A 24895-nucleotide genomic window follows, 5' to 3' on the forward strand; every position below is an offset into this window, starting at 1 on the left:
CCCCATGCCGAACTCAGAAGTGAAACGAAACAGCGTCGATGATAGTGTGGGCTTCCCATGTGAAAGTAGAACATCGCTAGGCACCAAATTTTAACCCCAACTCGAAAGAGTTGGGGTTTTTTCGTTTTTAGCTTAAAAAATTTAATATCAAATTATCATTCACTTTTCATATAAACATAGTGATAATCCCACCTCACAAACCGCGAGCAAAATTAAAAGGTCACAATGAACTATATTCCCCTTAATGAATTCAAAAAGGCTTGGGTGTTTAGGCATCAAGACTTGGAAATTGCCCCGACTGATCTTGAAAAGATTAAACTAATGTCTCCGACACGTTCAGCAGTACTTTGGTCTACCATGGTTAGTCGTGAAAAAGATCATCCAGACTTCTTCACTGAAAATGAATGGGCTGGGCAAGCAAGTTCATGGCAAGAGAATTTGAACTGGGAAAAAGACTGGGAGGCAGGTTTAGAAGAGCTACCAGAGGCCATAAATGAATTTCTAAAGTGGGAAAACAATACAACGGTATATTTTTGTTTAAGCAGAGACTGCGTGATTGAAACCCAGTTTGATGTTTTCAAACGTTGTTGGCAAAACTTTATGTTCCTTGCTGATGGCTGTTTATTACTTGGTAAAAAGCGCGATACAGTTGCACAGTTTTTAGAAAATGGTGATGTTAAACTGGGTAATAAACCTAAGGGCTAGCAGTAATACGTTGCACATGCTATAAAAACTGCAGTAACCAAAGAAGGGGATGGCAGTGCAGAGTGTGCAACAAGCTCAGCTATGGAACGATGAAAAAGAGCGGTTAATGTTTGCTGAGCTGGTTAATGTTTTCTACGCCAGAGAAATTCCAGCGCTTGCAGCTGTTCATAATGACCAGAAACTACGTAAATCATTAGCCAGTTTACCCTTCTATGTTGAACGCGCTGCACGGCATATAGTGCAAGGTGATATTCCGCTAGAGTTAGATTCGCAAAATGGTGGTTGGCTTGCACCCCAGAAGAAGCTGCCCTCTCTAGATCTCGAGCAAAACGCTTCATTTTATAAAAAACATGCTAAAACAGGATTAGTAATTCCTGTGCTAAAAGAGCATACGGGTTATCAGTCTTTGACTTTAGACAGTATTGATCAAGTTGATAAAAATAGTTTTCACAGCAACTTAAGTGGGTGGTTTTTCTTTTCAGGAGTCTCTCAATCCAACCCTAATCTACAAGTGCTAAAACCAAGCAAACAGGTCATGACAGCAGCGTGCTGTGGTCATCAATGGCAATTTAATAAAGCAGTGCCACCCAGAAGGCTTAGTTTGCGCGAGATGCTATTAGCCAGTATGATCAATTGGAAAAATGTTCGTTCTATAAAACGTAATGTTTGATTAATTTGTTATTGGGAAGTGCAGTTTTGCGTATATTTCAGTTTCTACTTCTTAGCCTTGCGCTATTTCTTCAATATAAATTTTGGTTTGGCCATAATGGTATGCAAGATTATACGCGCTTGAAAAGCGTTGTAGACACGCATGAGATAGCTAATGAGAAATTAATTAAACGAAATAAGCTATTAAAAGCAGATATTGACGATCTTAAACTTGGTTTAGAAGGCGTTGAAGAAAGAGCAAGACATGAGCTTGGTATGATCAAGCCAAATGAAACCTTCATTAGAGTTTTACCGAATAAATAACATGAATAATTCTCCTATTATTGCTGCTGTTGTTCCAGCTGCAGGTGTTGGCAGCCGTATGCAAGCTGAGATCCCAAAGCAGTATTTAAAAATAAATAATAAGTCTATTTTAGAGCACACAGTGGATAAGCTCAGCTCTATGAGTGAACTTAGCACCATCATGTTAGCGATTAATCCTGAAGATATTCTATTTAATACTCAACAATTTAGTACGGACAAAGTGCAAACTACTGAAGGTGGTAAAGAGCGAGCAGACTCTGTTTTAAACGCGCTAAATGCACTTGAGACACTGAATCCAGATTGGGTTTTAGTACATGATGCTGCAAGACCAATAGTGCAAATCGAAGATATACAAAAGTTGATTGCTAGCTGCTTTGAAAAGCAAGAAGGCGGTATACTTGCAGCTAAGGTCAAAGATACCATTAAACGTGGTCAACAATATAGTGAAGAGACCGTACCTCGTGCCGAATTATGGCAGGCACTTACACCTCAGTTATTTCCCTATCAGGCGCTAAAAGATGCTCTGAAGACTTGTTTATCTGAATCAAAACTTATTACGGATGAAGCTTCAGCCATGGAGCTGCAAGGTAAGCCTGTGTTACTCGTTGAAAGCCGAAGTGATAATATTAAAATTACCACGCCAGAAGATTTACGCTTAGCCGCGTTTTTATTAAAAGAGCAGGAAGAAGAAAATGATTAGAATTGGTCACGGTTTTGATGTGCATAAATTCGGTGGTGAAGGCCCGTTAACGATCTGCGGTGAGAAAATTCCTTTTGAGCAAGGCTTTATTGCGCACTCTGATGGTGATGTTGCTATTCATGCTTTATGTGATGCTTTGCTGGGTGCAATGGCACTTGGCGACATTGGTAAACACTTCCCAGATACGTCTGCTGAGTTTGAAAATATCGACAGCCGAATTTTGCTAAGACAAGTAATGGAACAGGTTACAGCACTAGGCTATAAGCTCGGTAACTGCGATGTCACTATTGTTGCGCAAGCACCAAAAATGAGACCGCATATTGATAACATGCGTGCCAACCTTGCTGCTGATTGCCAGGCAGAACTGACTGAGGTAAATGTGAAAGCTACAACGACAGAAAAACTGGGCTTCGAAGGTCGCAAAGAAGGCATTTCAGCCCATGCAGTTGTTTTGTTGGTTAAAGCATAATGAAATTGCACTACCTGTATGGCAAGCCTGAAGCGTTGGGTGATTTTAAAAGTCAGCCAGAAGACTTCATTGTTGATGAAATACTTGATATCGAACTGACCGGCGAAGGTGAACATGTCTGTTTGCATATTATTAAAAAGCAGATAAACACCTTAGATGTCGCTAAAAAAATCGCAAAACAAGCGGGGACACATGTAAAAAATGTCAGCTATGCGGGACTGAAAGATCGCCACGGTGTTTGCAGTCAGTGGTTTAGTGTCCCTGTTCCTATCAAGAAAGACGTTGATTTTACCGAACTAAACGATGACTTTATTTTTGTTGCTCAGCAAAAGCGCCATAATCGAAAACTAAGAACAGGCTGTCACTCAGGTAATCGCTTTACGATCACACTAAGAAACATTGATAAGCCATTAGATATTTTGTCACGTATTAATGCAGTGCGTCAGGGCGTACCAAACTACTTTGGTGAACAACGCTTTGGCCATGATGGTCACAATCTTACTATGGCTGAGCGCATGTTTGCAGGCGAACATATTCGAGATAGAAAATTACGTAGTATTGTTATTTCTGCAGCGCGCTCGCACATATTCAATCAGCTGGTGAGTATGCGAGTAGAAGAGCACGGCTTAGCGAAAACCTGGCATAGAGAAATTTTTATGCTAGACGGCTCAAATGCATTTTTTGAAGATGATATTAGCGACGAGAATATTGCAAGGTTAACCTCTGGAGACATTTGCTTGTCGGCGCCTCTGGTCGGTAAAGGTGAAAAAGGGTTAATTGCGCAAGAAAAAGAGTTTCTTGAAACCTTCAGTGCTTGGCATCATGGCCTTGCCGAATTAGGATTAAAAAATGAGCGTCGCGCTTTACGATTGATCCCCATCGATCTTGAAGTTAAAACCTTGTCTTTAGACAGTATTGAATTACGTTTTGCACTACCTAAAGGGACATTCGCAACAGCAGTGCTTAGAGAGCTTGTTAATTACGTTGATGTGAATAAAAGCGCATTTGCAAATAAGGAAGAACGATGAAGATTTTACTAAGTAACGACGATGGAGTTCATGCAAAAGGGATCTCTGTATTGTATGAAGCCTTGAGCAAAATTGCCGATGTGACCGTTATTGCCCCTGACAGAAACTGTAGTGGTGCAAGTAACTCTTTGACGTTGTTAAATCCATTGCGTGCAACACAATTAGAAAATGGCTTTTACTCAGTCAATGGCACGCCGACAGATTGTGTTCATCTTGGTGTGAACCAGCTTTTAGATGAAGAGCCAGATTTAGTTGTGGCAGGCATTAACAATGGGGCTAACTTGGGAGATGATACGCTCTATTCTGGCACTGTCGCTGCGGCAACAGAAGGGCGTCATTTAGGGTTACCTGCAATTGCAGTTTCTCTATGTTCAAAAAAAGAAGCGCATTACGAAACCGCAGCTGAAGTAGCTGTTAAGATAATCAAACAATTAAGTTCTCACCCGCTTCCTAAAGATCAAATTATCAATATAAATGTGCCTGATATTCCTTTAGCTGACCTAAAAGGGGTTAAGGTAACGCGTTTAGGGGCACGTCATAAAGCAGACACCATGACCGAGCAAATTGATCCTTGGGGCCGAAGTGTTTTTTGGTATGGCTCGCTTGGCTCTGAAAGTGATGCTGGGGAAGGCACTGATTTCTATGCTGTCAATCAGGGTTATGCTGCAGTGACTCCGCTTAAGGTTGATATGACAGCGCATGAGAGCATCGATGCAATGTCTTCTTGGCTGGAAGGAGCTAATTAAGTGCTAGGCAATTATGCCCGCAGTGCAGAAGCTTTAGCTGAGCAATTAAAAGCATCGGGAGTACAAGATAAGAAGGTGCTACAGGTAATCAAAGATACCCCCCGACACCTTTTTATCGATGATGTGTTAAAGCACAAAGCCTATGAAAACACGGCATTGCCCATAGGTAATGGGCAAACGATTTCTCAACCATTTATTGTTGCAAAGATGACAGAAATTTTGCGACAAGTTGGCGTGAAAGGTAAGGTGCTTGAGATAGGTACAGGCTCTGGTTATCAAAGCGCGGTGCTAGCACAAGTGTTCGAGCAGGTGTTCAGTGTTGAGCGAATTAAATCACTGCAGTGGCAAGCAAAGCGACGTTTACATCAGCTAGACTTATACAATGTTTCTATGAAACATGGCGATGGCTGGCAAGGTTGGCAAACGAAAGGCCCTTTCTCTGGTATTATTGTTACCGCAGCAGCTAAGTCAGTACCGCAAGCCTTAGTTGAACAACTCGAAGACGAAGGTGCTTTATTGCTTCCCATAGGTGAAGAAGAACAAGTATTAACGCTTGTGGTACGAAAAGGCGAGCAATTTATAGAGCATAAAATGGCACCAGTACGCTTTGTCCCGTTAATAGCGGGAGAAATTTCGTTATGACCTTGCCTAACCTCTTCTTATCTTGTTATTTTTAATAAGTTAATCGTCAACTTTACTGGGTAAGTGAATGCAAGCAGTGAACATGTTCATTATTTTGTTACTAATTGTGTTCATTGCAGGATGTTCATCAACGCACACACCTGCCCCCGTGACTTCTTTGACTTATGCTGATTCATTATCATCACGAAAAATCATCATCAGAAACAATCGGTACACGGTGCAAAAAGGCGATACGCTGTTTGCTATTGCTTTTACCGCCAATAGGGACGTGCGTACGATTGCAGCCCTAAATAATATCAAACCACCATACACAATTTTTCCAGGTCAAAAGTTAGTACTAGCTAAACCTAAAACGCGCAATAAAAAAAGCACTCCACGCAAAGTTGTTAAAACAGAGACTATTGATAAGAAACAAAAAAATAACAACTTGGTAAAAAAAGATCTTGCGAAGCCAAAACAACGGGAGTATGTTCAAAAACAAGCCACTCAAAAAGTAAACACAGCAGCATCGAAAAAGAATGGCAAAATTGATTGGCAATGGCCGGCCCAAGGGCAAATAACCAAGCGCTTTTCTAACAAAGAGCAAGGTTATAAAGGCTTGCAGATCAAAAACAAATTAGGAACATCAGTAAGTGCGGCAGCAGCAGGGACAGTCGTATACGCAGGAAGCGCGTTGAGGGGGTATGGTAATTTAATCATCCTGAAACACAGTGATGATTACCTAAGTGCCTATGCTCACAACGATCGGCTACTTGTTCGGGAGCAGCAAAAAGTTAAAGCTGGGCAGAAAATTGCCGAAATGGGAAATACGGATGCAACGCAAACGGCTTTGAGGTTTGAGATTCGCTTTAAAGGCCAAGCGGTAAATCCTAAGAAGTATTTACCATAAATGCTTTTTTACTGACTGTATGATGGATTAATACCACTCACTCGCTTGGGAGGATGATATGGCTCAAACAGCAAAGAAAGAGACTAAGAAGCTAGTCACTGCAGAAGCTGAAGTTGATGAAGCAGTGATAGATGACGAAAAAATGGAACTTTTGGAAGATGTCGAAACGGAAGATGATGTTTTTGCAAAAGAAGAAACCGTTAAGAATTTAGATGCAACTCAGTTGTATTTAGGCGAAATTGGTTTTTCCCCTCTATTAAGTGCCGAAGAAGAAGTTTATTTCGCGCGTAAAGCACTTAAAGGCTGTGAGGCTTCTCGCAAACGCATGATCGAAAGTAATTTGAGATTAGTGGTTAAAATTGCTCGTCGCTACAATAATCGTGGTCTTGCACTTCTTGATTTAATAGAAGAAGGCAATTTGGGCCTGATCAGAGCGGTTGAAAAATTTGACCCAGAACGAGGCTTTCGCTTTTCAACCTATGCAACGTGGTGGATAAGACAAACCATCGAACGTGCGATTATGAATCAGACTCGTACGATTCGCCTTCCTATCCATGTTGTTAAAGAACTCAACGTATACCTAAGAACAGCTCGTGAACTGACACAAAAGCTAGACCATGAGCCAACTGCAGAAGAAATTGCAGAATGTCTAGATCGTCCAGTTGAAGATGTCACTAAAATGCTTCGACTAAACGAAAAAATCACCTCTGTTGATACGCCAATAGGCGGTGAGAATGATAAAGCGCTACTAGATATCATTGCTGATGAGAAGGGATTTGGCCCTGAAAACGAAGTTCAAAACAATGATATCAATAAGCACATTGTTGATTGGCTCGGTGAGCTTAATCCTAAGCAACGTGAAGTGCTAGCAAGACGTTTTGGTTTATTGGGGTATGAACCTTCAACATTAGAAGATGTCGGCAGAGAAATTGGTTTAACACGTGAGCGTGTAAGACAAATTCAAGTTGAAGCTCTGAGACGCTTAAAAGATATTCTACAGCATGAAGGTTTAAATATTGATAGTTTATTCGAGCAACAATAAGCTTAATTTAAGAATAAAAAACCACTTCTATTGAAGTGGTTTTTTTGTGGTACTAATTCGTCGCTGAATTGAGTAAGCCTTTTAATTTATAGAGTAACTCATGTGCCTGGCGAGGTGTCAGATCATCAGGATCAATGTGCGCAAGTTGTAGTTCAACTTCTGACTCTTGTATAACAGGCTCTAATGGTAATTGACCTTGTGACTGAGCGGTTGGCTTTTGTTCATCAATCACACTTTCATGTTGCTCAAGGCGTTTTAACTTCTCTTTTGCCATGGCTAAAACGGGTTTTGGCACTCCCGCGAGTCCTGCCACTTGCAGGCCAAAACTTTTACTCGCAGCCCCATCTAAGACCGTGTGTTTAAAGGCAATCGTATCGTTGTGTTCTACCGCATCTAAATGCACGTTTACAAGCCCTGTTTGTTGCTCTGCCAGCTCCGTTAGCTCAAAGTAGTGAGTTGCAAAGAGTGTTTTAGCATTGAGCTTACTCGCTAGGTAGTCAGCGGTTGCATAAGCCAAAGATAAACCATCGTAGGTGCTGGTACCACGGCCGATTTCATCCATTAACACTAGAGAGTTCTCAGTGGCATTGTTAAGAATGGTGGCGGTCTCGGTCATTTCAACCATGAAGGTTGAGCGACCAGAAGCAAGATCATCACTTGCGCCAATACGTGTAAATATACGGTCAATGTGGCCTATACGCGCTTTACTTGCTGGTACGTAAGAGCCAATGTGTGCCATTAAAGTGATAAGCGCTGTTTGACGCATATAGGTCGATTTACCACCCATGTTAGGACCAGTGATGATCAACATCTTACGTTGCTCATTGAGTTTCACTGGGTTGGCAATAAATGGCTCTTGACTTACATGCTCAACAACTGGGTGGCGACCATCAATGATGTCGATGCCACTTTCTAGCGTTAATTCTGGTTTGCAGTAATCGAGCGTCTGGGCACGCTCAGCTAACGTATTCAATACATCTAAGTCAGCGAGTGCTGCAGACATTAATTGTAGTTGCTCTAGGTAAGGCGCAATGTATTCGAATAACTGCTCGTATAATTGTTTTTCAAGTGCCAGAGCCTTACTTTGACTGCCCAATACTTTGTCTTCATGCTCTTTTAGTTCAGGAATGATATAACGCTCGTTGTTTTTAAGCGTTTGGCGACGAATATATTCAGGTGGCACCAGGTGTGAGTTAGCGCGGCTAATTTCAATGTAAAAGCCATGCACCTTGTTGTAGCCAATTTTAAGTGTGCTTATTCCAGTGCGCTCACGTTCACGCACTTCTAATTTTTCAAGAATATCTGTGGCACCTTGGCTTAGTGCTCGCCACTCATCAAGTTCAGCGTTATAGCCAGTAGCAATTACGCCGCCATCGCGGATCAGCACGGGCGGGTTATCAATAATCGCTTGCTCTAAGAGTGACTGTAGCTTAGGCAATACAGGCGATTGATCGCAGATCAACTTTATACGTGGATCGGCTGCCTCATCGAGTAAAGCATGCAGCGGTGCAAGAGCTTGTAAGGCACCGCGTAAACGCGTTAAATCGCGAGGGCGGGCACTACATAGCGCAAGACGAGCGACCACGCGCTCAATATCGCCAATATGTCTTAAGCTGTCATAGAGCTCCATACAAATTTGGCTATTGATCAAGCTGGCAATGGCATTTAGTCGAGCATTTAGTTCGTTGCGATCACGAACTGGTGTATGAATACGACGCTTTAATAAACGTGAGCCCATTGGTGTCGCGGTTTTATCTAATACTTGCGCTAGGGTGTTTTCGATCCCGCCAGATAGATTGACTGTCAGCTCTAAGTTTTTACGAGTTGCCGCATCTAAGATCACCGCATGTTCGTTCTTCTCAAGGGTAATGGCGCGAATATGTGGCAAAGCAATGCGTTGTGTATCTTTAACATATTGCATCACACAGCCTGCTGCGATTAAGCCTGTATGGGCTTTTTCAACACCAAAGCCGATTAGATCTTGTGTACCAAACTGCTGGCAAAGCAAATGTTTTGCAGTATCTAAATCAAATTCCCAATCAGGGCGACGACGACCGCCTTTGACTTGCTCAAGTAAAAACAGATTCTGGAATGACTCAGGATAAAGTAATTCTGCGGGTTGCAGGCGCTGTAGCGTCGAAACCAATGCTTCATCGGTGTTTAATTCAACAATGTTAAAACGGCCTGAGTTGATATCAAGATAAGCGACGCCGTATTGGCCTTGTTTATTTTGATAAACGCTGGCAAGTAAGTTGTCTTGACGCTCTTGTAACAAAGCTTCATCACTAACCGTACCCGGTGTGACAATACGCACCACTTTTCGCTCAACCGGCCCTTTGCTGGTTGCAGGATCGCCAACCTGCTCACAAATCGCCACTGACTCACCCATCTGCACTAGGCGAGCAAGATAGTTTTCTACAGCATGATAAGGCACACCCGCCATTGGGATAGGGGCACCGCCAGCTTTACCGCGATGGGTTTGTGAAATATCAAGCAGTTGAGCGGCACGAATAGCATCATCAAAGAACAGTTCATAAAAGTCACCCATGCGATAAAACAGTAAAATATCTTGATGATCTGCTTTGATCCGCAGATATTGCTGCATCATGGGAGTTTGTTGTTTTATAGTATGTTCTGAATATAAATCTATCGACATGCAATGACCTAAAAGGATAATGATGGAGCTACAGCAACAAGTGAGTACTCTAGCGTCAAAGTTGGGCGCTATTTTAGCTGATAAACGACTGACGATCACTACCGCTGAATCATGTACAGGCGGAGGAGTGAGTTATGCGCTTACCGACACATCGGGCAGTTCACGATATATTGATCGCTGCTTTGTCACCTACAGTAATGAAGCTAAGCAGGCATTGCTAGGTGTCACTGAGAGTACTCTACAGGAGCACGGTGCTGTCAGTGAGCAAACCGTGTTAGAAATGTGTGCAGGCGCTGCAAAAGCTGCCAATGCAGATCTTGCTATTGCAATTTCGGGAGTCGCAGGGCCTACAGGAGGCAGTGATGAAAAACCGGTAGGTACTGTATGGTTTGGCCTGTATTTGGCGGGAAAACAATATACCTATCATTGTGTTTTTACTGGAAATAGAGCTGAAGTTAGAGAGCAAGCTATTGTTTTTTCTTTAGAAAAGTCAATTGAGCTATTAAATTCATAAAAATATGCTTGATACTGTAATTTCATACAGTATACTTACTGGCATTACGCAAGATTGGAGAAGCAAATGAACGACAATAAACAAAAGGCACTAGATGCCGCGTTATCACAAATTGAACGCCAATTTGGTAAAGGTTCAATCATGAAACTAGGTGATAGCCAAGCGTTAGACATTGAAGCAATTTCTACAGGCTCACTAGGTATTGATATCGCATTAGGCATAGGTGGTTTACCAACTGGTCGTATTGTCGAGATTTATGGTCCTGAATCATCAGGTAAAACTACGCTTACTCTTCAAGTTATTGCAGAAGCGCAAAAACAAGGCAAAACATGTGCATTCGTTGATGCTGAGCATGCATTAGATCCAGTCTACGCAGAAAAGCTGGGTGTTAACGTTGACGAGCTACTTGTTTCTCAGCCTGACACGGGTGAGCAAGCATTAGAAATCTGTGACATGCTGGTTCGTTCAGGTGCAGTAGATGTGGTGATTGTTGACTCGGTAGCAGCACTAACACCTAAAGCTGAAATTGAAGGTGATATGGGTGATGCACACGTAGGCCTTCAAGCGCGTCTAATGTCACAAGCTTTGCGTAAACTAACTGCAAATATCAAACGTTCAAATACGCTTTGTATCTTCATTAACCAAATTCGTATGAAGATTGGTGTGATGTTTGGTAACCCAGAAACAACGACGGGTGGTAATGCACTTAAGTTCTACTCATCAGTACGTATTGATATTCGTCGCATTGGCTCAGTGAAAGATGGCGATGAAGTAGTGGGTAACGAAACCCGAGTGAAAGTTGTTAAGAACAAAGTTGCGCCGCCATTTAAGCAAGCTGAATTTATTATCATGTATGGTCAAGGTATCTCTAAAGAAGGTGAGCTAATTGACCTAGGTGTGAAGCACAAACTGGTTGAAAAATCAGGTGCATGGTACAGCTACAACGGCAGCAAAGTTGGTCAAGGTAAGTCTAACTCAATTAAATTCCTAAAAGAGAACGTTGAGATCGCTAACGAGATTGAAGGTAAGCTAAGAGATATGCTTTTACTTCAAGCGACTATCGAACCTGAAGACGGTGAAGATAAAGGTTTAGCGGAAGGCGCAGAGCTTTAACCGCAACTAAATTCAGAATATCAAACAACATCTCAAAGCCTGCTTAGCAGGCTTTTTTTGTTTTTACACCTTATTGATTCTTCTTACGAGAGGTTGCTGGTGGGTATGCCATAGCTATGCAACAGTTAAGAAAAGTACATAGGTAAACACCTATTCAGATTAAAGAAATTTAAAATTGGTGGTTTATCTTTTTTATAATCCCTTTAAACTTATAGTGTTTCTTATTTAAAAATAAGGTTACCGTAAGTCTATGAAAGTACACCTTGGTCGTCGCGCATTTTCAGCTATGGAACTACATACTTTGTTCCATGGTTATATTTACGGTGATGAAAAGCAAAAGCGTGAACAGCCAAAGCATTGGCACTTTTGGTTGCCTCTAATTGCATACTATACCGGTGCTTACAGCGATGAAATTGGTAATTTAACCCTTGATGATGTGATTAAAATAGAGGGCGTGCATTGCTTTAAATTTGCAACACACCAGAAAATTCAGTCTAGAGTAGTCCCTATTCATACCGCATTATGGCAAGCTGGATTAGAACCGTATTTAGAGTTTGTGAAAAGCCAGAACGAACAGCGTTTGCTGTTTGACCTGCCAGCAAAAACAGGACGCTACAGCGAAAAAGTGCGTATTTGGTTTTCGGGTGAAGGTAAGCGATTAGGGTATTTACAAAAGTGCGATATTCCAAGTATTGATCAGCAAGGCCACAAAACGTCAGTGAGTAGCCTGCGTTTGAACTTCGAACAGCAAATTCGTATTTCAGCCATTCAACACTTAAACAAACCTGCATTTCATTATTTATTAGGCTTAAAAGATAATGACCTATTAAAAGAACCGTCTCCACAGTTATTAAAAAAGATCATTGCACCAGTAAGGGTGATCAATTCGTCTGTTCATTGGCAGCGCTTTTTAGAAAGGCATTGATATGAGTCGGTTCTTGAAGTTTATTAACCGTATCTACAGAGCTATTAGGCTGAGCTTATTTTGCTCTTTATTGCGCGACATAAAGTCAGTGCCTACATAAACTCAATCGGAGAGTCGATATTAATGTGCTTCCTTTAATTGTAGGCGCTGGTTTATCCTGCGCTTTTTATAAGCTAGACAGTAATAAATAAGAAATCAGGCCATCGCTAAGTCTGTCTTACCACCTAACCAGCGGGCTACCAGTGGCTTCACCGTCTCCGGCTGCTGCTGCATCAGTGTAAAAGCCAGTGCGCGAACTTGCGGTAATAAGTGTTTATCACGATTTAAGTCTGCCACTTTAAACTCAGCTAAGCCGGTTTGTTTAGTACCAAGTACTTCACCAGGGCCGCGAATCTCTAAATCCCGCTCTGCAATCACAAAACCATCATTGCTGTCTCTCAGTACACCTAAGCGCTTTTGTGCCGTTACAGACAGTGGCGCATGATAAAGTAGCAGGCAATGCGATGCGATGACACCACGGCCAACACGGCCTCTTAGCTGGTGGAGTTGGGCTAATCCTAAGCGTTCAGGGTTTTCAATAATGATTAAACTGGCATTGGGGACGTCCACCCCAACTTCAATCACCGTTGTTGCAACCAACACATGGTATTCACCAGCTTTAAAAGCCGCCATGATCTCTTGTTTTTCTTGCGGTTTCATTCGACCATGCACTAGGGCTATTTTTAATTCTGGTAGTAATTCTTTTAATTGCGCAGCGGTGTCTTCAGCAGCTTGGCACTGTAAAACCTCAGATTCATCGATAAGCGTGCACACCCAATAAACTTGGCGCTGATCTTCTATACAGGCACTCTTCACCCTTTGTATCACTTGCTCACGACGTGTATCTGGCACCGCTACTGTGGTGATTGGCGTGCGCCCCGGAGGGAGTTCATCAATGACCGAGGTTTCTAAATCGGCATAAGCGGTCATTGCTAACGTACGCGGAATAGGTGTGGCAGTCATAACTAACTGGTGCGGGTAGCAGTTATTGAATTTGCCCTTTTCTCTGAGCGCTAAACGTTGATGTACACCAAAACGATGCTGCTCATCTATAATAATTAATGCCAGATTATGAAATTCGACTTGTTCTTGGAAAAGCGCGTGGGTGCCGATCACCATCTGGGCTTTGCCCGAAGCAATACTTTCGAGTACTTGAGTACGCTCTTTGCCTTTGGTTTTGCCACCTAACCAAGCGGTTTCTATACCTAAGCTGCTGAACCAATTTTTAAAACTAATGCCATGCTGTTCAGATAAAATCTCAGTTGGGGCCATTAATGCAACCTGATAACCCTTTGCAATGACAGTCAAAGCGCTGAGCGCCGCAACGAGGGTTTTACCAGAGCCCACATCCCCCTGAACTAAACGCATCATGGGGTAGGGCTGTTGCAAGTCTTGTTTAATTTCTGCCACGACGCGGCTTTGCGCATTGGTTGGACTAAACGGTAGCTGAGCTAAAAATTCGGGTTCGAGTTTATTCGTCGGTGGTAAGGGTACCGCTTGCACCGCCTGACCTTTTTGGCGCAATTGCAATAAACTGAGGTTTTGCGCTAACAGTTCTTCAAACGCCAAACGTTTCTGTGCGGGATGCTCACCTAATTCGAGTAAGCTCAAGTCGGTATCTTGAGGTGGTCGATGAAGTTGCAATACAGCGTCTTTTAAACTCAGTTGATTAGGGCGATATTGCTGCGGTAAATATTCTTCTAAATCATACTTATCGAGTAAATCGAGCGCTTTGTTGGCAATACTACGAATGCTCAGCTGCTTTAGGCCTTCGGTTGTAGGGTAAACCGCGGTTAGGGTTGCGAGGTTCGGATCTTGCGGCTCTGTTGGGCAACTGCGAATGTTGTATTCTGGGTGTGCCATTTCAAGCCCAGCACGTCCTCGTCTTACCTCACCGAAACATCGGATGATCTTGCCGGGTGACATGGCATTCTTTTGTGCAGCATTAAAATTAAAGAAGCGCAGCGTAAGTCTACCGGTCCCATCGTTAACGTGGCAAACCAACATGCGACGTTTACCGAAGGTAATATCACTGTGCTCAATTTCAGCTTCAATACTGACATGAGTATGCGGCATTAACTCATTAATCGTATAAGTGCGTGCGCGGTCTTCGTAGCGAAGTGGTAAATGAAATAGCATGTCTTGCACAGAAGCAATGCCTAATTTAGCTAAACGTTCGGCAACTTTAGGCCCAACACCTTTGAGCTCAATGATTGGGTAGTTGGCTAAATTAGGACTCGACATACTATTCCTTAATGACTCTTATATGACTACTTTTGTTTAAACTTAAGCGTGTTCCAAAACGCTTCATCTGCGACAATTTCACCTTCATCATCGAGTGCAGGGTAAGGTAAGCCTTTCTCCACACAACGATTCGCAATAATAGGATGGCAGCCTTCAAACAGGAGTTTGTGTTTAACCTCAGCATCTAACATATCGTTGCGATCGTAAAGGCCTGCTTCTTCACGCTGTCTTTGTGCTTCATATAAAATCAGTGCAGCAGCCACCGATACATTGAGTGATTGCACCATACCAGCCATTGGAATAACAATGTGCTTATCGGCATGGGCAAGTGCTTTGTCTGAGATTCCTAAACGTTCTTGACCCACGATCACAGCAGTCGGCTTGGTATAATCAATTTCGCGGAAATCAACGGCTTCATCACTGAGGTTGGTTGCCAATAGTTGAATGCCAGGGTTTTGTTCGCGGATCGCAGCAACTGCCTGATCAATATCATCATGCATGTGTGTCTCAACCCAGTTTTTGCTGCCGCCAGAGGTGTTGTTGGTTAAGCGACGCTGATCTTGTGGCCATACAGCATGTACATGGTGGCAGCCTACAGCGTCAGCGGTGCGCACAATGGCAGATAAATTATGATGCTTATGCACTTCATCTAAACATACCGTTAAGTCGGTTTGGCGTCTGTCTAAAACCTGCTTTACGCGATGAAAACGTTTATTGTCCACGGTTACTACTCTAATTCTCAAAATTATGCCGATTATACGCGGTTATCGCGCTTAGGGCATTACTTCACGGCAAATTGGGTTTTGCAGTGAAATCAGTGTTTCTGTTGATTGAATGGCTTCTATGGTTTGTATTTTATTGATCAGTACATCTTGTAGATGATCGATTGAACGCGCCATGACTTTAATAAAAATACTGTAGTTGCCAGTGGTGTAATAAGCTTCTACAACTTCATTAAAGCCTCTTAGCTGTTCAATGGTGCTCGGGTAGTCACCCGCATGTTTTAGGTTAACCCCAATAAAGCAGCAAACGTCATAACCAAGTTGCTTTGGATCTATGGTGACTTGCGTACCAAGTATGATGCCCGCTTGCTTCATTTTTTCTACGCGAACATGAATGGTTCCCGAACTCACGGCAAACCGTTTTGCTAATTCGGCATAAGGTGTACGCGCATTATCCATTAATGCGTGCAAAATCGATTTATCGAGATTATCGATCTGATAATTTTCCATGCGTTTAAAGGCTCGTAATTTATGAATCATTAAAATTTACCTGAAATTTTTAATGAAAAATATAGCGTAAAGGTATTTTTGTTATTGGATCTTGTTTTTATGTTCGAATTTGTTGACGATGGATTCAACAGCACAGAGCGAGCTGGGTTGAGTATACCGATTCGCTTAACTAAAAAATTCTTTTTTGAGGCGAGAAAAACTAGGCGATAACAAGGCATAAACTTTGTTGTTTAGTGATTCTAAAGTAGAAGTTTATAACGCAGTTTGCGCCAGTTTAGATCCTTCAAAAAGATTGAGTGTTATTGCGAAGCGGTATACCCCTCTGTGTCATCGAATATTGGGAATGAGGAACCAAATATGAAAACAAGTTATCTAGAAACACAAAAACAGATCAGTGCCGTGAAACGCTTTTTCTCGGAGCAACTAGAAAGCCAGCTTGGCTTGTTAGAAGTTCAAGCGCCTATTTTGGCTAAAGTTGGCGACGGCATTCAAGATAACTTGAGCGGCACAGAAAAAGCGGTTTCAGTGAAGGTAAAAACATTACCAGAAGCGAGCTTTGAAGTGGTGCATTCACTGGCTAAATGGAAACGCAAAACTTTAGGCGATCATGGCTTTGCTGTCGGTGAGGGGTTATATACGCATATGAAAGCGCTGCGTCCTGATGAAGATAAACTATCGCCGATTCACTCTGTCTTTGTTGACCAGTGGGATTGGGAGAAAATAATCTGTGCTGACAGTGAGCGCTCTCTAACAAAACTTAAGTCTACTGTTGAGACATTATTTTCAGCCATTAAAGCAACTGAGAAAATGGTGGCGAGCGAGTTTGGTTTAACGCCATTCTTACCAGAAAAAATTACTTTTGTGCACAGTGAAGAATTACGCCAAATGTACCCTGACTTTACCGCTAAGCAACGCGAAAAAGCTATTGCTCAAGAATATGGTGCGGTATTCTTAATCGGTATTGGCGGTGCATTAGGCGACGGAGAAATTCATGATGTGCGTGCACCTGACTATGATGACTGGTCTACAGCAACTTGTGATAAATATCAGGGCTTGAACGGCGATATCCTAGTTTGGAACCCTGTGCTTGAAGATGCTTTTGAAATCTCCTCTATGGGTATTCGTGTTTGTCCTGAGTCGTTAAAGCGTCAGTTAGCGATCACTTCAGATGATGCGCGTTTAGAGCAAGATTGGCATCAACAGCTGGTGGCGGGTGAGATGCCGCAAACCATAGGCGGTGGTATTGGGCAGTCGCGCTTAGTGATGTTGATGTTACAAAAACAGCATATTGCACAGGTTCAGGTAGGCGTGTGGGGCGATGAACTAGAACAGCAAGTTGAAGGCGTGTTGTAAGTTCGGTAGCACCGACTTTACGTCGGGTTTTGTTTAGCTAGCGAGTTCTGAGGGTAAAGTTAGCGAGTGATGAGAATTAGTTACTCTGAATTGTAGGCGCAGGTTTACCCTGCGCTTTTTTATGCGCGACATAAAGTCGGCACCTACGGGCTTTGACTGTGGATTAGTTGCTAGAATCGTCACCCTGAACTTGTTTCAGGGTCTATGACCTAAAAAATAGATTCTGAAATAAACTCGGAATGACAAGGTTGAGCTATTACAGTTTAGAGTCAATTTTTTGTTTGAACTTTAGACGCAGGTTTACCCTGCGCTTTTTTGTGCGTGATATAAAGTGAGCGCCTACGAGCTTTGAATATATTTAAGAGTCTATTCTGAGTGAATTTGGTCGTACTTATGGCGAGATGTTTTAAAAGTTGTCGGACTAAAGCCGCGATCTACAAGTGAAAAAGTGTTGTTTGGTATGTCGTTTTTTATGGTGACAAATTTTATGAAGCAAATTACAAAAAATTTAAAACTCAATCTTTACTTCATTATCGATGAGCCTGGCTGTACAAGGAGGATATTGTCTTTGTGTTTTATAAACGCGATCGAAGATATGGATCTCGACGTCACTGTTTAAGGTTTTGTTTGCCGTTAATAGGGTATTGTCGAGTAAGTCATGTAAGTGGTGATCTAACTCGCTGAGCTGCTTTTCTAGTTGTTCAGCTTGTTGACAATAATGTTGCTGAGTTGCCAAAATTTTCTGCATGATTTCTTTTTTCTTATCAGCATCTTTTAAATGGTCTGCTTTCTCTACCGCTTGCTGAAGGGCGTTTAGCTGCTCTTCAACGGCACTCAGCTCTTTTACACATTCATCCGTTTTTTCAGTTAAAGCCATCCCACTGCGCGCTAAGAATATATTCATTTTAGTACCAGATGATGTGCCAATTTCTCCTGCAATGACTTTCTGTGCATCAATAATTTCACCACCGATTAACTTACCGTTTGGTTTGTCACCATCGCCAATGGTAATAGTATCAAACGCTTTTAAATCACAGTGGTTGCTTTGTTTATGTACAGTAATATTATTTGCTTCAAGGTAAGCATATTGGCCATGAGAAATCTCAATATTCCCTCCAGCAATGAGCTTACAGGTCAGTTCTTCATCATTATGTTGGTGATCAAGGTGACCAATAACAGCTTGTTTTACCTCTATATTTCCCTTTGTTTGTATTTCGGCTGACTCTACGCTGCCAAGAATAGTGACATCACCTTTAGCGATAATTTTCATACCTGGTGCAACGTTTTTGCTGACGACTACACTACCGTCAAATTCGATATGGCCACTTTTGACACTGACTTCATCAATCGTAAAAACATCATCGACTCTTAAGCCGTTATTGATTTCACTCGGGCAACCCGACAGTGTTGCAATCAGTTGTAGAGGGTTTTTAGTTGAGATCTCGGTGCCTTCACCGGCTGTTAACTGAAAAGTATCACCTGGTTTGGCCGGTAAAGTTTCTCCTAAAACGTTAAAGCCATCAGTGCCATTTGTAGCGGGGATTTGTGTTGCTAATAATGTCCCTTTTTCGACACTTGCTAGTGCACCAAAGTCCCGCATGTCGACACTACCATCATCACGAAGTTTGGGTTGTTTTAAGCGCTGTTTTAAAGTACAAACATGTAGTTTTAACGTGGCAGGATCACCGTTGGTCGGCAATCTCCCCTGTGCAAGCATTTCTGAAACTTCATCTCCAGGCTGTGCTAGATGTTGCTTCTTAAGCAAATTCTCAAGGTAGACATTTTTGAAACCACGGGTAACGCCAGCGGCAATCAGTGCTTTTTTAGCCTCTTCGAGTGAAATAGCCTTACCGCCAAAGGCAACTGTAATTGTACCAATAGCTTGCATTTTCTCTTCACAGACATCGACTTTTAATGTGGCGTCATGCTTAATGGCGACCGCTAAAATCTTTTCTGTTTGATCGCCTTTAAAATACGCTTTAATACTCTCGTGATCGACTTCACATTGCGCAAACGGCGACTTTTTTAAGGCATCAATAATAAAGCCTTCGCTCGGAGGCGCGGCTTGAGTGATGTCCATTAAAATTTTGCCATTATGTGCAAGTTTAAACACGTTATCCACCTTATAAAGCGAAAACCTAATACTTTTGGTTAGTTAAATTTGTTTTAACTACCACCAGATTGCTTAAAAGTAAGACATTAGTCAAGTGTGTAAGATCAAAGGTTTGGGTAATAGCTAAAGTAGCAAGCAGGGAGGAAAATGAAGCAGGGGAAAAGTAAAACTATGGGCACAATAAAGATGTCATGCCCATAGTCAAAGTGATTACAACGTGAAGCTAAGCTGTAAACCAGCGCCTATGTCGTTCTCACCAGATGTTTGTGCCATTAAGTCTAGGCGTACAACGCCAAATGGGCTTAATCCAAAGCCAACACTATAGCTGTCTTCTTTATCGCCATTGAAATCGTGACGGTAACCAGCACGAATTTGTACCCAGTCAAACGCATTTAATTCTAAACCAAGACGTGCGAATTGGCTTTCTTCAGTTAGGTTTGAATGTTGAGGTGCAGTTAAATCAACATCAGCAGCAAGGGTAACGATGTCACCGTTGTAAGAGATACCTGCGATATACTCAGGGCCAACTTTGTAAGAAGGCGTGATACCTTGGCTTGTTACAGAGTCGTAGTCATTTTCGATGAGGTTTTTAGCTACGAAACCAACAGTGACTCTTTCAGTTAGCTCAGTTGCTAAGCCAATATCAAAGTTGAAGTTATTTTCTGTTTTCGTGTAATCGTTTGCATCAAAGTCATCTTCGTCGAAGTCATTTACTTTTGATACGTAGTTAAATGAATCAACTTGTTGGAACTTAGGTGTGATGCTCCAATATACTTGCTTATCAGAAACAGTAAACTGATTTGCATAGGCAAAACCAATTTCGCTAATTGCTGCACCGACAACTTGTAAGCGAGAGTTTAACTCTTCAAGTTCTTCAGGCGTTTGGGCATTTGCAATTACATTTACATCATCACCAGAAATGAATAGGTTTGCAGTTGCATCAATATCTGTATTGGCATATAGCGCAAAGCCACCAATGCGGCTAGGTGATGCAAGGGCCAGTGCTAGGTTTGCTTCAATATTGATACCACCGTTTAATTTATCTAAATCAGATGCTAGTTGCTTTCTAGCTCTATCTAATTGATCAACGGTAACATTACCGCCAGATTCAGCTCGTTCTAATAAGTCTGAAAGCTCGTCGAAGCTATCTTGGAAAGTATCGATGTGGTCACGCAACTCTTGCTCGTCTCGAACAAATACGTTAGCAGAAGGTAAGATTAAGCCGAAATCGTCAGTCTCATCAGAGTGGCGATTGATCAGTGCAGGGTTTATTAACACTGAAGATAGGTAGTCTGCAGAAGCGACACCGACATTACCCATACCTTGAGAGCGAGTATCAGCAGCCGACACAGCCGCAGACGTTGCACTTGCTAAAAGTGCTAAAGCAATACGTTTTTTCATCTATGAAAACCTTGTTGTATTGAGAGCAGAAAAGTTACGCTTATTCTAGCAGCTTCAGCGGCATCGCATAAAAACTTTCAGTTAAAAAAATATGAAAGATTAATTGATATCAACTTTCTTAATAACTAGAAAGTAGTTAGCTCAGGCTCGAATGCGAGACAAAGGGCGTCTAGCCGGGGGGCTTCATGGATGAATAATTGGCAGTGTCCATCTCATGGTAACGAATTATTCAGAACCAGTCGGGCGAGAGCCGCCCGAAAATAGCGAAAGCGTGCAGCTATTTTAGGCTCGAACGCGAGACAAAGGACGTCGAGCCGGGCGGTGCTTCATGGATGAATAATTGGCAGTGCCTATCTCATGGTAACAAATTCTTCAGAACCCGTTGGGTGTATCGCCACTACAGAATCAAAGTCTGCTTTTGTCGCGCCCATCTTCATTGCCACAGCAAAACCTTGGATCATTTCATCAACCGCAAAACCAATACCGTGTAAACCAACGATTTTCTCGTCTTCGCCCACACAGACTAGCTTCATTTTACAAGGCTGGCGGTGCTGTGTCACAGCGGTGTACATAGCAGCAAACGTAGAAGTGTATACTTTCACATTTTCTTCGCCGTACTGTGCGATCGCTTGTGGCTCGGTTAAGCCGATTGTGCCGATAGGCGGGTGGCTAAATACCACTGTTGGTACTAGTTCATAATCCATTTTGGCATCAGGCAATTCTGGATTAAATAAACGCTCAGCCAACATACGACCTGCTTTTACGGCTACAGGCGTCAGTTCAATACCGCCTTCCATAATGTCGCCCAGTGCATAGATACCCGGTACAGAGGTGTTTTGGTATTCATCAGTTTTAATAAAGCCGCGCTCAGTGGTTTCAACATCAGTGGCTTGTAGATTGATTAAATCAGTAACAGGTTCACGACCAATCGCCCAAATGACTTGGTCAACCGTATGGCTGTCACCATTTTCTAAATGCAAGGTTACAGAGCCATCAGTTTCTTTTGTCAGCGCTTTTGGTGTCGCGTTGGTATGAAGTGTAGGGCCTTCTTTTTCCATCACTTCAGTGAGTGTTTCAACAACTAAAGGGTCGAAGCTACGAAGTGGTGCATGTTTACGAACAAAAAGATGTGTTTCAGTACCAAGGCTATTTAAAACACCAGCAAGTTCAACAGCAATATAACCTGCGCCAATTACTGCCACACGTCGTGGTTGCTCGTCTAATTCAAAGAAACCGTTTGAGTCGATACCGTACTCAGCACCAGGAATATTTGGAATCGAAGGACGGCCACCAACCGCGATAGAAATATGATCAGCCGTATAGTACTCACCGTTCACTTCGATGGTTTTGTTATCAACGAATTTAGCAAAGCCGTTGATCACGGTAACGCCATTTTTTGCTAAATAGCCTTCGTAGCCTTTGTGAATTCGGCCAATATAGGCTTCGCGGCTCTCAACTAATTTTGCCCAATCGAAGTTTTTAAGTTCAACATCAAAGCCATAGTCTGGTGCGTAAAGCTTAATTGCTTCAGCGACTTGTGCGCCGTGCCACATCACTTTTTTTGGTACACAACCGACGTTTACACAAGTGCCGCCCATGTGTTTAGCTTCAATTAAAGCGACTTTTGCGCCACGCATTGCCGCACGGTTAGCCGATGCAATACCACCGCTACCACCGCCAATGGCAATATAATCAAAATGTTGAGCCATAAAAACTCCTTAAAAATTGGTTTTATGTTCTAAGCTTTCTGTAATAGAAAGGCGAAGTATCAAGAATATTTCAGTCTAACTTGTAATTGCGGCATTTGCCCCAATTTCAATGCTAATACGTTAAATATGTCATAAAAGAACATATTAATAGAGCAAGATTAAAGGAAAGAGTATTTATGAGTAACCCACTGATTGGTCTTGAAGGTTTGCCACCATTTTCGAAAATTCAACCAGAGCATGTAGTGCCTGCACTTAAAGCTGCAATTGAACATTGTCGTAAAACCATTGACGAAGTATTGGCAAAACAAGCATTCACTTGGCAAGGGCTGGTGGTGCCACTTGAAGAGGCGGATGACAAGCTTTCTCGTATGTGGTCGCCAGTATCACACATGCACTCAGTGGTTAACTCTGACGATTTACGTAAAGCCTATGATGAGTGCTTGCCACTTATTTCAGAATATTCAACCTATGTGGGCCAGCACCAAGGTTTATATGAAGCCTATAAAGCGTTAAAAGGCTCAGAAGAATTTGCATCACTGAGCATTGCCCAGCAGACCTCAATCAATAACGCGCTACGTGATTTCACCTTGTCGGGGATCGCGTTAGATAGCGACAAGCAAAAGCGTTATGGTGAAATTTCAGCGCGTTTATCAGAGCTTGCTGCAAAGTTTGGTAATAATGTCATGGATGCCACGCAAGCATGGCAAAAACATATCACAGATGAAAGCGAACTTGCCGGCTTGCCTGAGTCGGCAATTGCGTTAGCGGCGCATACGGCACAAAGTAAAGAGCTTGAAGGCTGGGTGTTTACTTTAGATATTCCGTCTTACCTTCCTGTTATGACATACGCTGATAACCGCGAGTTACGCGAAGAAATGTACCGCGCATTTTGTACTCGCGCCTCTGATCAAGGGCCAAATGCTGGTGAGTTTGATAACTCTGAGATTATGGCAGAAGAGCTAAAGTTACGTCATGAACTGGCACAACTGCTTGGTTTTGACAGCTTTGCAGATAAATCATTGGCGACAAAAATGGCCGAAAGTCCGGCGCAAGTTTTTGAGTTCTTGAATGATTTAGCCGCTAAGTCAAAACCACAAGCTGAGCAAGAATTAAAAGAGCTACAAGCATTTGCTGAGTCTGAATATCAAATGACTAACTTACAAGCATGGGATTACGGTTACTTTGGTGAGAAGTTAAAGCAAGCTAAGTATGCCATTTCAGACGAACAGTTACGTCCTTACTTCCCTGCAGATACGGTATTAAAAGGCTTGTTCACTACAGTCAATAAACTATTTGGCATTAAAGTTACTGAGCTTTCTGATTTTGATACTTATCATGAAGATGTTCGCTTCTTTGCTGTACACGATAAAAACGATGAACTTCGTGGTCACTTCTACCTAGATTTATATGCGCGCGAGCACAAACGTGGTGGCGCGTGGATGGATGACTGCATGGGTCGTAAAATTCGCGCCAACGGCGAGCTGCAAACACCTGTTGCGTACTTAGTATGTAACTTCAATAAAGCCGTCGGCGACAAGCCTGCTTTATTCACTCACAACGAAGTGACCACTTTATTCCACGAGTTTGGTCATGGTATTCACCATATGTTGACGCAAATCGATGCTTCAGCGGTGGCGGGTATTAATGGTGTGGCGTGGGATGCCGTTGAGCTACCAAGTCAGTTCTTAGAAAACTGGTGCTACGAAGAAGAAGCACTGAGCTTTATCTCGGGTCACTTTGAAACCGGTGAGCCATTGCCTAAAGAGTTACTTGATAAATTATTGGCTGCTAAAAACTTCCAATCAGCAATGCAGATGCTTCGTCAGTTAGAGTTTAGTTTATTCGACTTCCATATTCATGCTGATTATAAGGCCGAAGAAGGTTGTCAAATTCAGTCTATTTTAAATGAAGTACGTAAGCGTACAGCCGTGGTTAAAGCACCTGAGTTTAACCGTTTCCAACATGGTTTTAGTCATATTTTCGCAGGTGGCTATAGCGCGGGATATTACTCATATAAATGGGCGGAGGTTTTATCGGCAGATGCGTTTTCTCGTTTTGAAGAAGAAGGCGTGTTTAACCCACAAACTGGACAAGACTTTATGCAGAATATTCTAGAAAAAGGTGGCTCAGAAGCCCCAATGGAATTATTTAAACGCTTTAGAGGCAGAGAGCCACAAGTTGACGCACTTCTGCGTCATAGTGGTATTGCTTAAACATTTGAAAATGCAATTGTAGGCTGTGACTTTATGTCACGCTTATTTGTTAACAGCGCCTACAGATCACTTGTAAACATTTGAGTAAAAAACTGCTGAATAATTACCCAGAGTTTGATGTAGTTATAAAAATAAAAGCGTCTTCGGGCGCTTTTATGCTTTTTGGGGTTCGCAAAATTATCATCTCCAG

Annotated in this window: 22 protein-coding genes; 15 read left to right on the forward strand and 7 right to left on the reverse strand. The window is 42.3% G+C overall.

All coding sequences use genetic code 11. From position 1 onward, the window contains the following. The first annotated feature begins 225 nt into the window (after positions 1–225). The 10 genes from AC1HJP_RS15755 (at position 226) to rpoS (ending at position 7193) form a co-directional block, all read left to right on the forward strand. Positions 226–705: a DUF2947 family protein gene (locus AC1HJP_RS15755; protein ID WP_480362619.1), complete on the forward strand. Its 480-nt coding sequence runs from the start codon at positions 226–228 to the stop codon at positions 703–705. A gap of 49 nt (positions 706–754) precedes the next feature. Next, entirely contained in the window at positions 755–1375 is a 621-nt protein-coding gene (locus AC1HJP_RS15760; protein ID WP_480362620.1) for a hypothetical protein, read from the forward strand. A 26-nt stretch (positions 1376–1401) separates the two neighbouring features. Further along, entirely contained in the window at positions 1402–1677 is a 276-nt protein-coding gene (ftsB, locus tag AC1HJP_RS15765; protein WP_349285383.1) for a cell division protein FtsB, read from the forward strand. 1 nt (position 1678) lies between these two features. Beyond that, the gene (gene ispD, locus AC1HJP_RS15770; RefSeq protein ID WP_480362621.1) at positions 1679–2377 is read left to right on the forward strand and encodes a 2-C-methyl-D-erythritol 4-phosphate cytidylyltransferase; all 699 of its coding nucleotides are present in this window, start codon (positions 1679–1681) and stop codon (positions 2375–2377) included. Next, positions 2370–2846 carry a 2-C-methyl-D-erythritol 2,4-cyclodiphosphate synthase gene (gene ispF, locus AC1HJP_RS15775; protein ID WP_475162904.1) on the forward strand — a complete coding sequence of 159 codons (477 nt, stop codon included), beginning with the start codon at positions 2370–2372 and terminating at the stop codon, positions 2844–2846. The genes ispD and ispF overlap by 8 nt, the downstream gene beginning before the upstream one ends. Further along, positions 2843–3874 (forward strand): tRNA pseudouridine(13) synthase TruD, encoded by a 1032-nt coding sequence (truD, locus tag AC1HJP_RS15780; RefSeq protein ID WP_480362705.1) that lies wholly within the window; start codon positions 2843–2845, stop codon positions 3872–3874. Before ispF ends, truD begins: the two co-directional genes overlap by 4 nt. Beyond that, positions 3871–4620 (forward strand): 5'/3'-nucleotidase SurE, encoded by a 750-nt coding sequence (gene surE / locus AC1HJP_RS15785; RefSeq protein WP_480362622.1) that lies wholly within the window; start codon positions 3871–3873, stop codon positions 4618–4620. The genes truD and surE overlap by 4 nt, the downstream gene beginning before the upstream one ends. Continuing rightward, on the forward strand, positions 4621–5262 hold the full coding sequence (locus tag AC1HJP_RS15790) for a protein-L-isoaspartate(D-aspartate) O-methyltransferase (protein ID WP_480362623.1): 642 nt from the start codon (positions 4621–4623) through the stop codon (positions 5260–5262). Positions 5263–5329: 67 nt separating this feature from the next. Further along, positions 5330–6151 carry a peptidoglycan DD-metalloendopeptidase family protein gene (locus AC1HJP_RS15795; protein ID WP_138477922.1) on the forward strand — a complete coding sequence of 274 codons (822 nt, stop codon included), beginning with the start codon at positions 5330–5332 and terminating at the stop codon, positions 6149–6151. A gap of 58 nt (positions 6152–6209) precedes the next feature. Beyond that, the gene (rpoS, locus tag AC1HJP_RS15800) at positions 6210–7193 is read left to right on the forward strand and encodes an RNA polymerase sigma factor RpoS (protein ID WP_480362624.1); all 984 of its coding nucleotides are present in this window, start codon (positions 6210–6212) and stop codon (positions 7191–7193) included. 52 nt (positions 7194–7245) lie between these two features. On the opposite strand, the gene mutS is transcribed toward rpoS, so the two are convergent. Beyond that, positions 7246–9849 carry a DNA mismatch repair protein MutS gene (gene mutS, locus AC1HJP_RS15805; protein ID WP_480362625.1) on the reverse strand — a complete coding sequence of 868 codons (2604 nt, stop codon included), beginning with the start codon at positions 9847–9849 and terminating at the stop codon, positions 7246–7248. A 22-nt stretch (positions 9850–9871) separates the two neighbouring features. On the opposite strand from mutS, the gene AC1HJP_RS15810 reads away from it, so the two are divergent. The 3 genes from AC1HJP_RS15810 to AC1HJP_RS15820 all read left to right on the forward strand — a co-directional run bounded on the left by AC1HJP_RS15810 (position 9872) and on the right by AC1HJP_RS15820 (position 12401). Beyond that, a complete protein-coding gene (locus AC1HJP_RS15810; RefSeq protein ID WP_480362706.1) occupies positions 9872–10363 on the forward strand; it encodes a CinA family protein in 492 nt (163 codons plus the stop codon). Between the two features lie 66 nt (positions 10364–10429). Beyond that, entirely contained in the window at positions 10430–11476 is a 1047-nt protein-coding gene (gene recA, locus AC1HJP_RS15815) for a recombinase RecA (RefSeq protein WP_480362626.1), read from the forward strand. A gap of 250 nt (positions 11477–11726) precedes the next feature. Continuing rightward, positions 11727–12401, forward strand: a complete 675-nt coding sequence (locus tag AC1HJP_RS15820; protein ID WP_480362627.1) for a site-specific integrase — start codon at positions 11727–11729, stop codon at positions 12399–12401. A 195-nt stretch (positions 12402–12596) separates the two neighbouring features. On the opposite strand, the gene recG is transcribed toward AC1HJP_RS15820, so the two are convergent. The 3 genes from recG to asnC are packed head-to-tail and all read right to left on the reverse strand — an operon-like array spanning position 12597 to position 15916. Beyond that, positions 12597–14684 carry an ATP-dependent DNA helicase RecG gene (recG, locus tag AC1HJP_RS15825; protein ID WP_480362628.1) on the reverse strand — a complete coding sequence of 696 codons (2088 nt, stop codon included), beginning with the start codon at positions 14682–14684 and terminating at the stop codon, positions 12597–12599. A gap of 26 nt (positions 14685–14710) precedes the next feature. After that, positions 14711–15406: a tRNA (guanosine(18)-2'-O)-methyltransferase TrmH gene (gene trmH, locus AC1HJP_RS15830; RefSeq protein WP_058031018.1), complete on the reverse strand. Its 696-nt coding sequence runs from the start codon at positions 15404–15406 to the stop codon at positions 14711–14713. Between the two features lie 51 nt (positions 15407–15457). Continuing rightward, entirely contained in the window at positions 15458–15916 is a 459-nt protein-coding gene (gene asnC, locus AC1HJP_RS15835) for a transcriptional regulator AsnC (protein ID WP_058031017.1), read from the reverse strand. 357 nt (positions 15917–16273) lie between these two features. On the opposite strand from asnC, the gene asnA reads away from it, so the two are divergent. Next, a complete protein-coding gene (gene asnA, locus AC1HJP_RS15840; RefSeq protein ID WP_480362629.1) occupies positions 16274–17269 on the forward strand; it encodes an aspartate--ammonia ligase in 996 nt (331 codons plus the stop codon). Positions 17270–17777: 508 nt separating this feature from the next. On the opposite strand, the gene AC1HJP_RS15845 is transcribed toward asnA, so the two are convergent. The 3 genes from AC1HJP_RS15845 to gorA all read right to left on the reverse strand — a co-directional run bounded on the left by AC1HJP_RS15845 (position 17778) and on the right by gorA (position 22492). Continuing rightward, on the reverse strand, positions 17778–19382 hold the full coding sequence (locus tag AC1HJP_RS15845) for a DUF342 domain-containing protein (protein ID WP_480362630.1): 1605 nt from the start codon (positions 19380–19382) through the stop codon (positions 17778–17780). Between the two features lie 210 nt (positions 19383–19592). Continuing rightward, entirely contained in the window at positions 19593–20783 is a 1191-nt protein-coding gene (locus AC1HJP_RS15850) for a conjugal transfer protein TraF (protein WP_480362631.1), read from the reverse strand. A gap of 350 nt (positions 20784–21133) precedes the next feature. Further along, a complete protein-coding gene (gene gorA, locus AC1HJP_RS15855; protein WP_480362632.1) occupies positions 21134–22492 on the reverse strand; it encodes a glutathione-disulfide reductase in 1359 nt (452 codons plus the stop codon). Between the two features lie 176 nt (positions 22493–22668). Between gorA and prlC the strand changes: the two genes are divergently transcribed. Further along, positions 22669–24705 (forward strand): oligopeptidase A, encoded by a 2037-nt coding sequence (prlC, locus tag AC1HJP_RS15860; RefSeq protein WP_480362633.1) that lies wholly within the window; start codon positions 22669–22671, stop codon positions 24703–24705. Positions 24706–24895 lie beyond the last annotated feature (190 nt).

The organism is Pseudoalteromonas sp. NFXS53 (assembly GCF_056629255.1).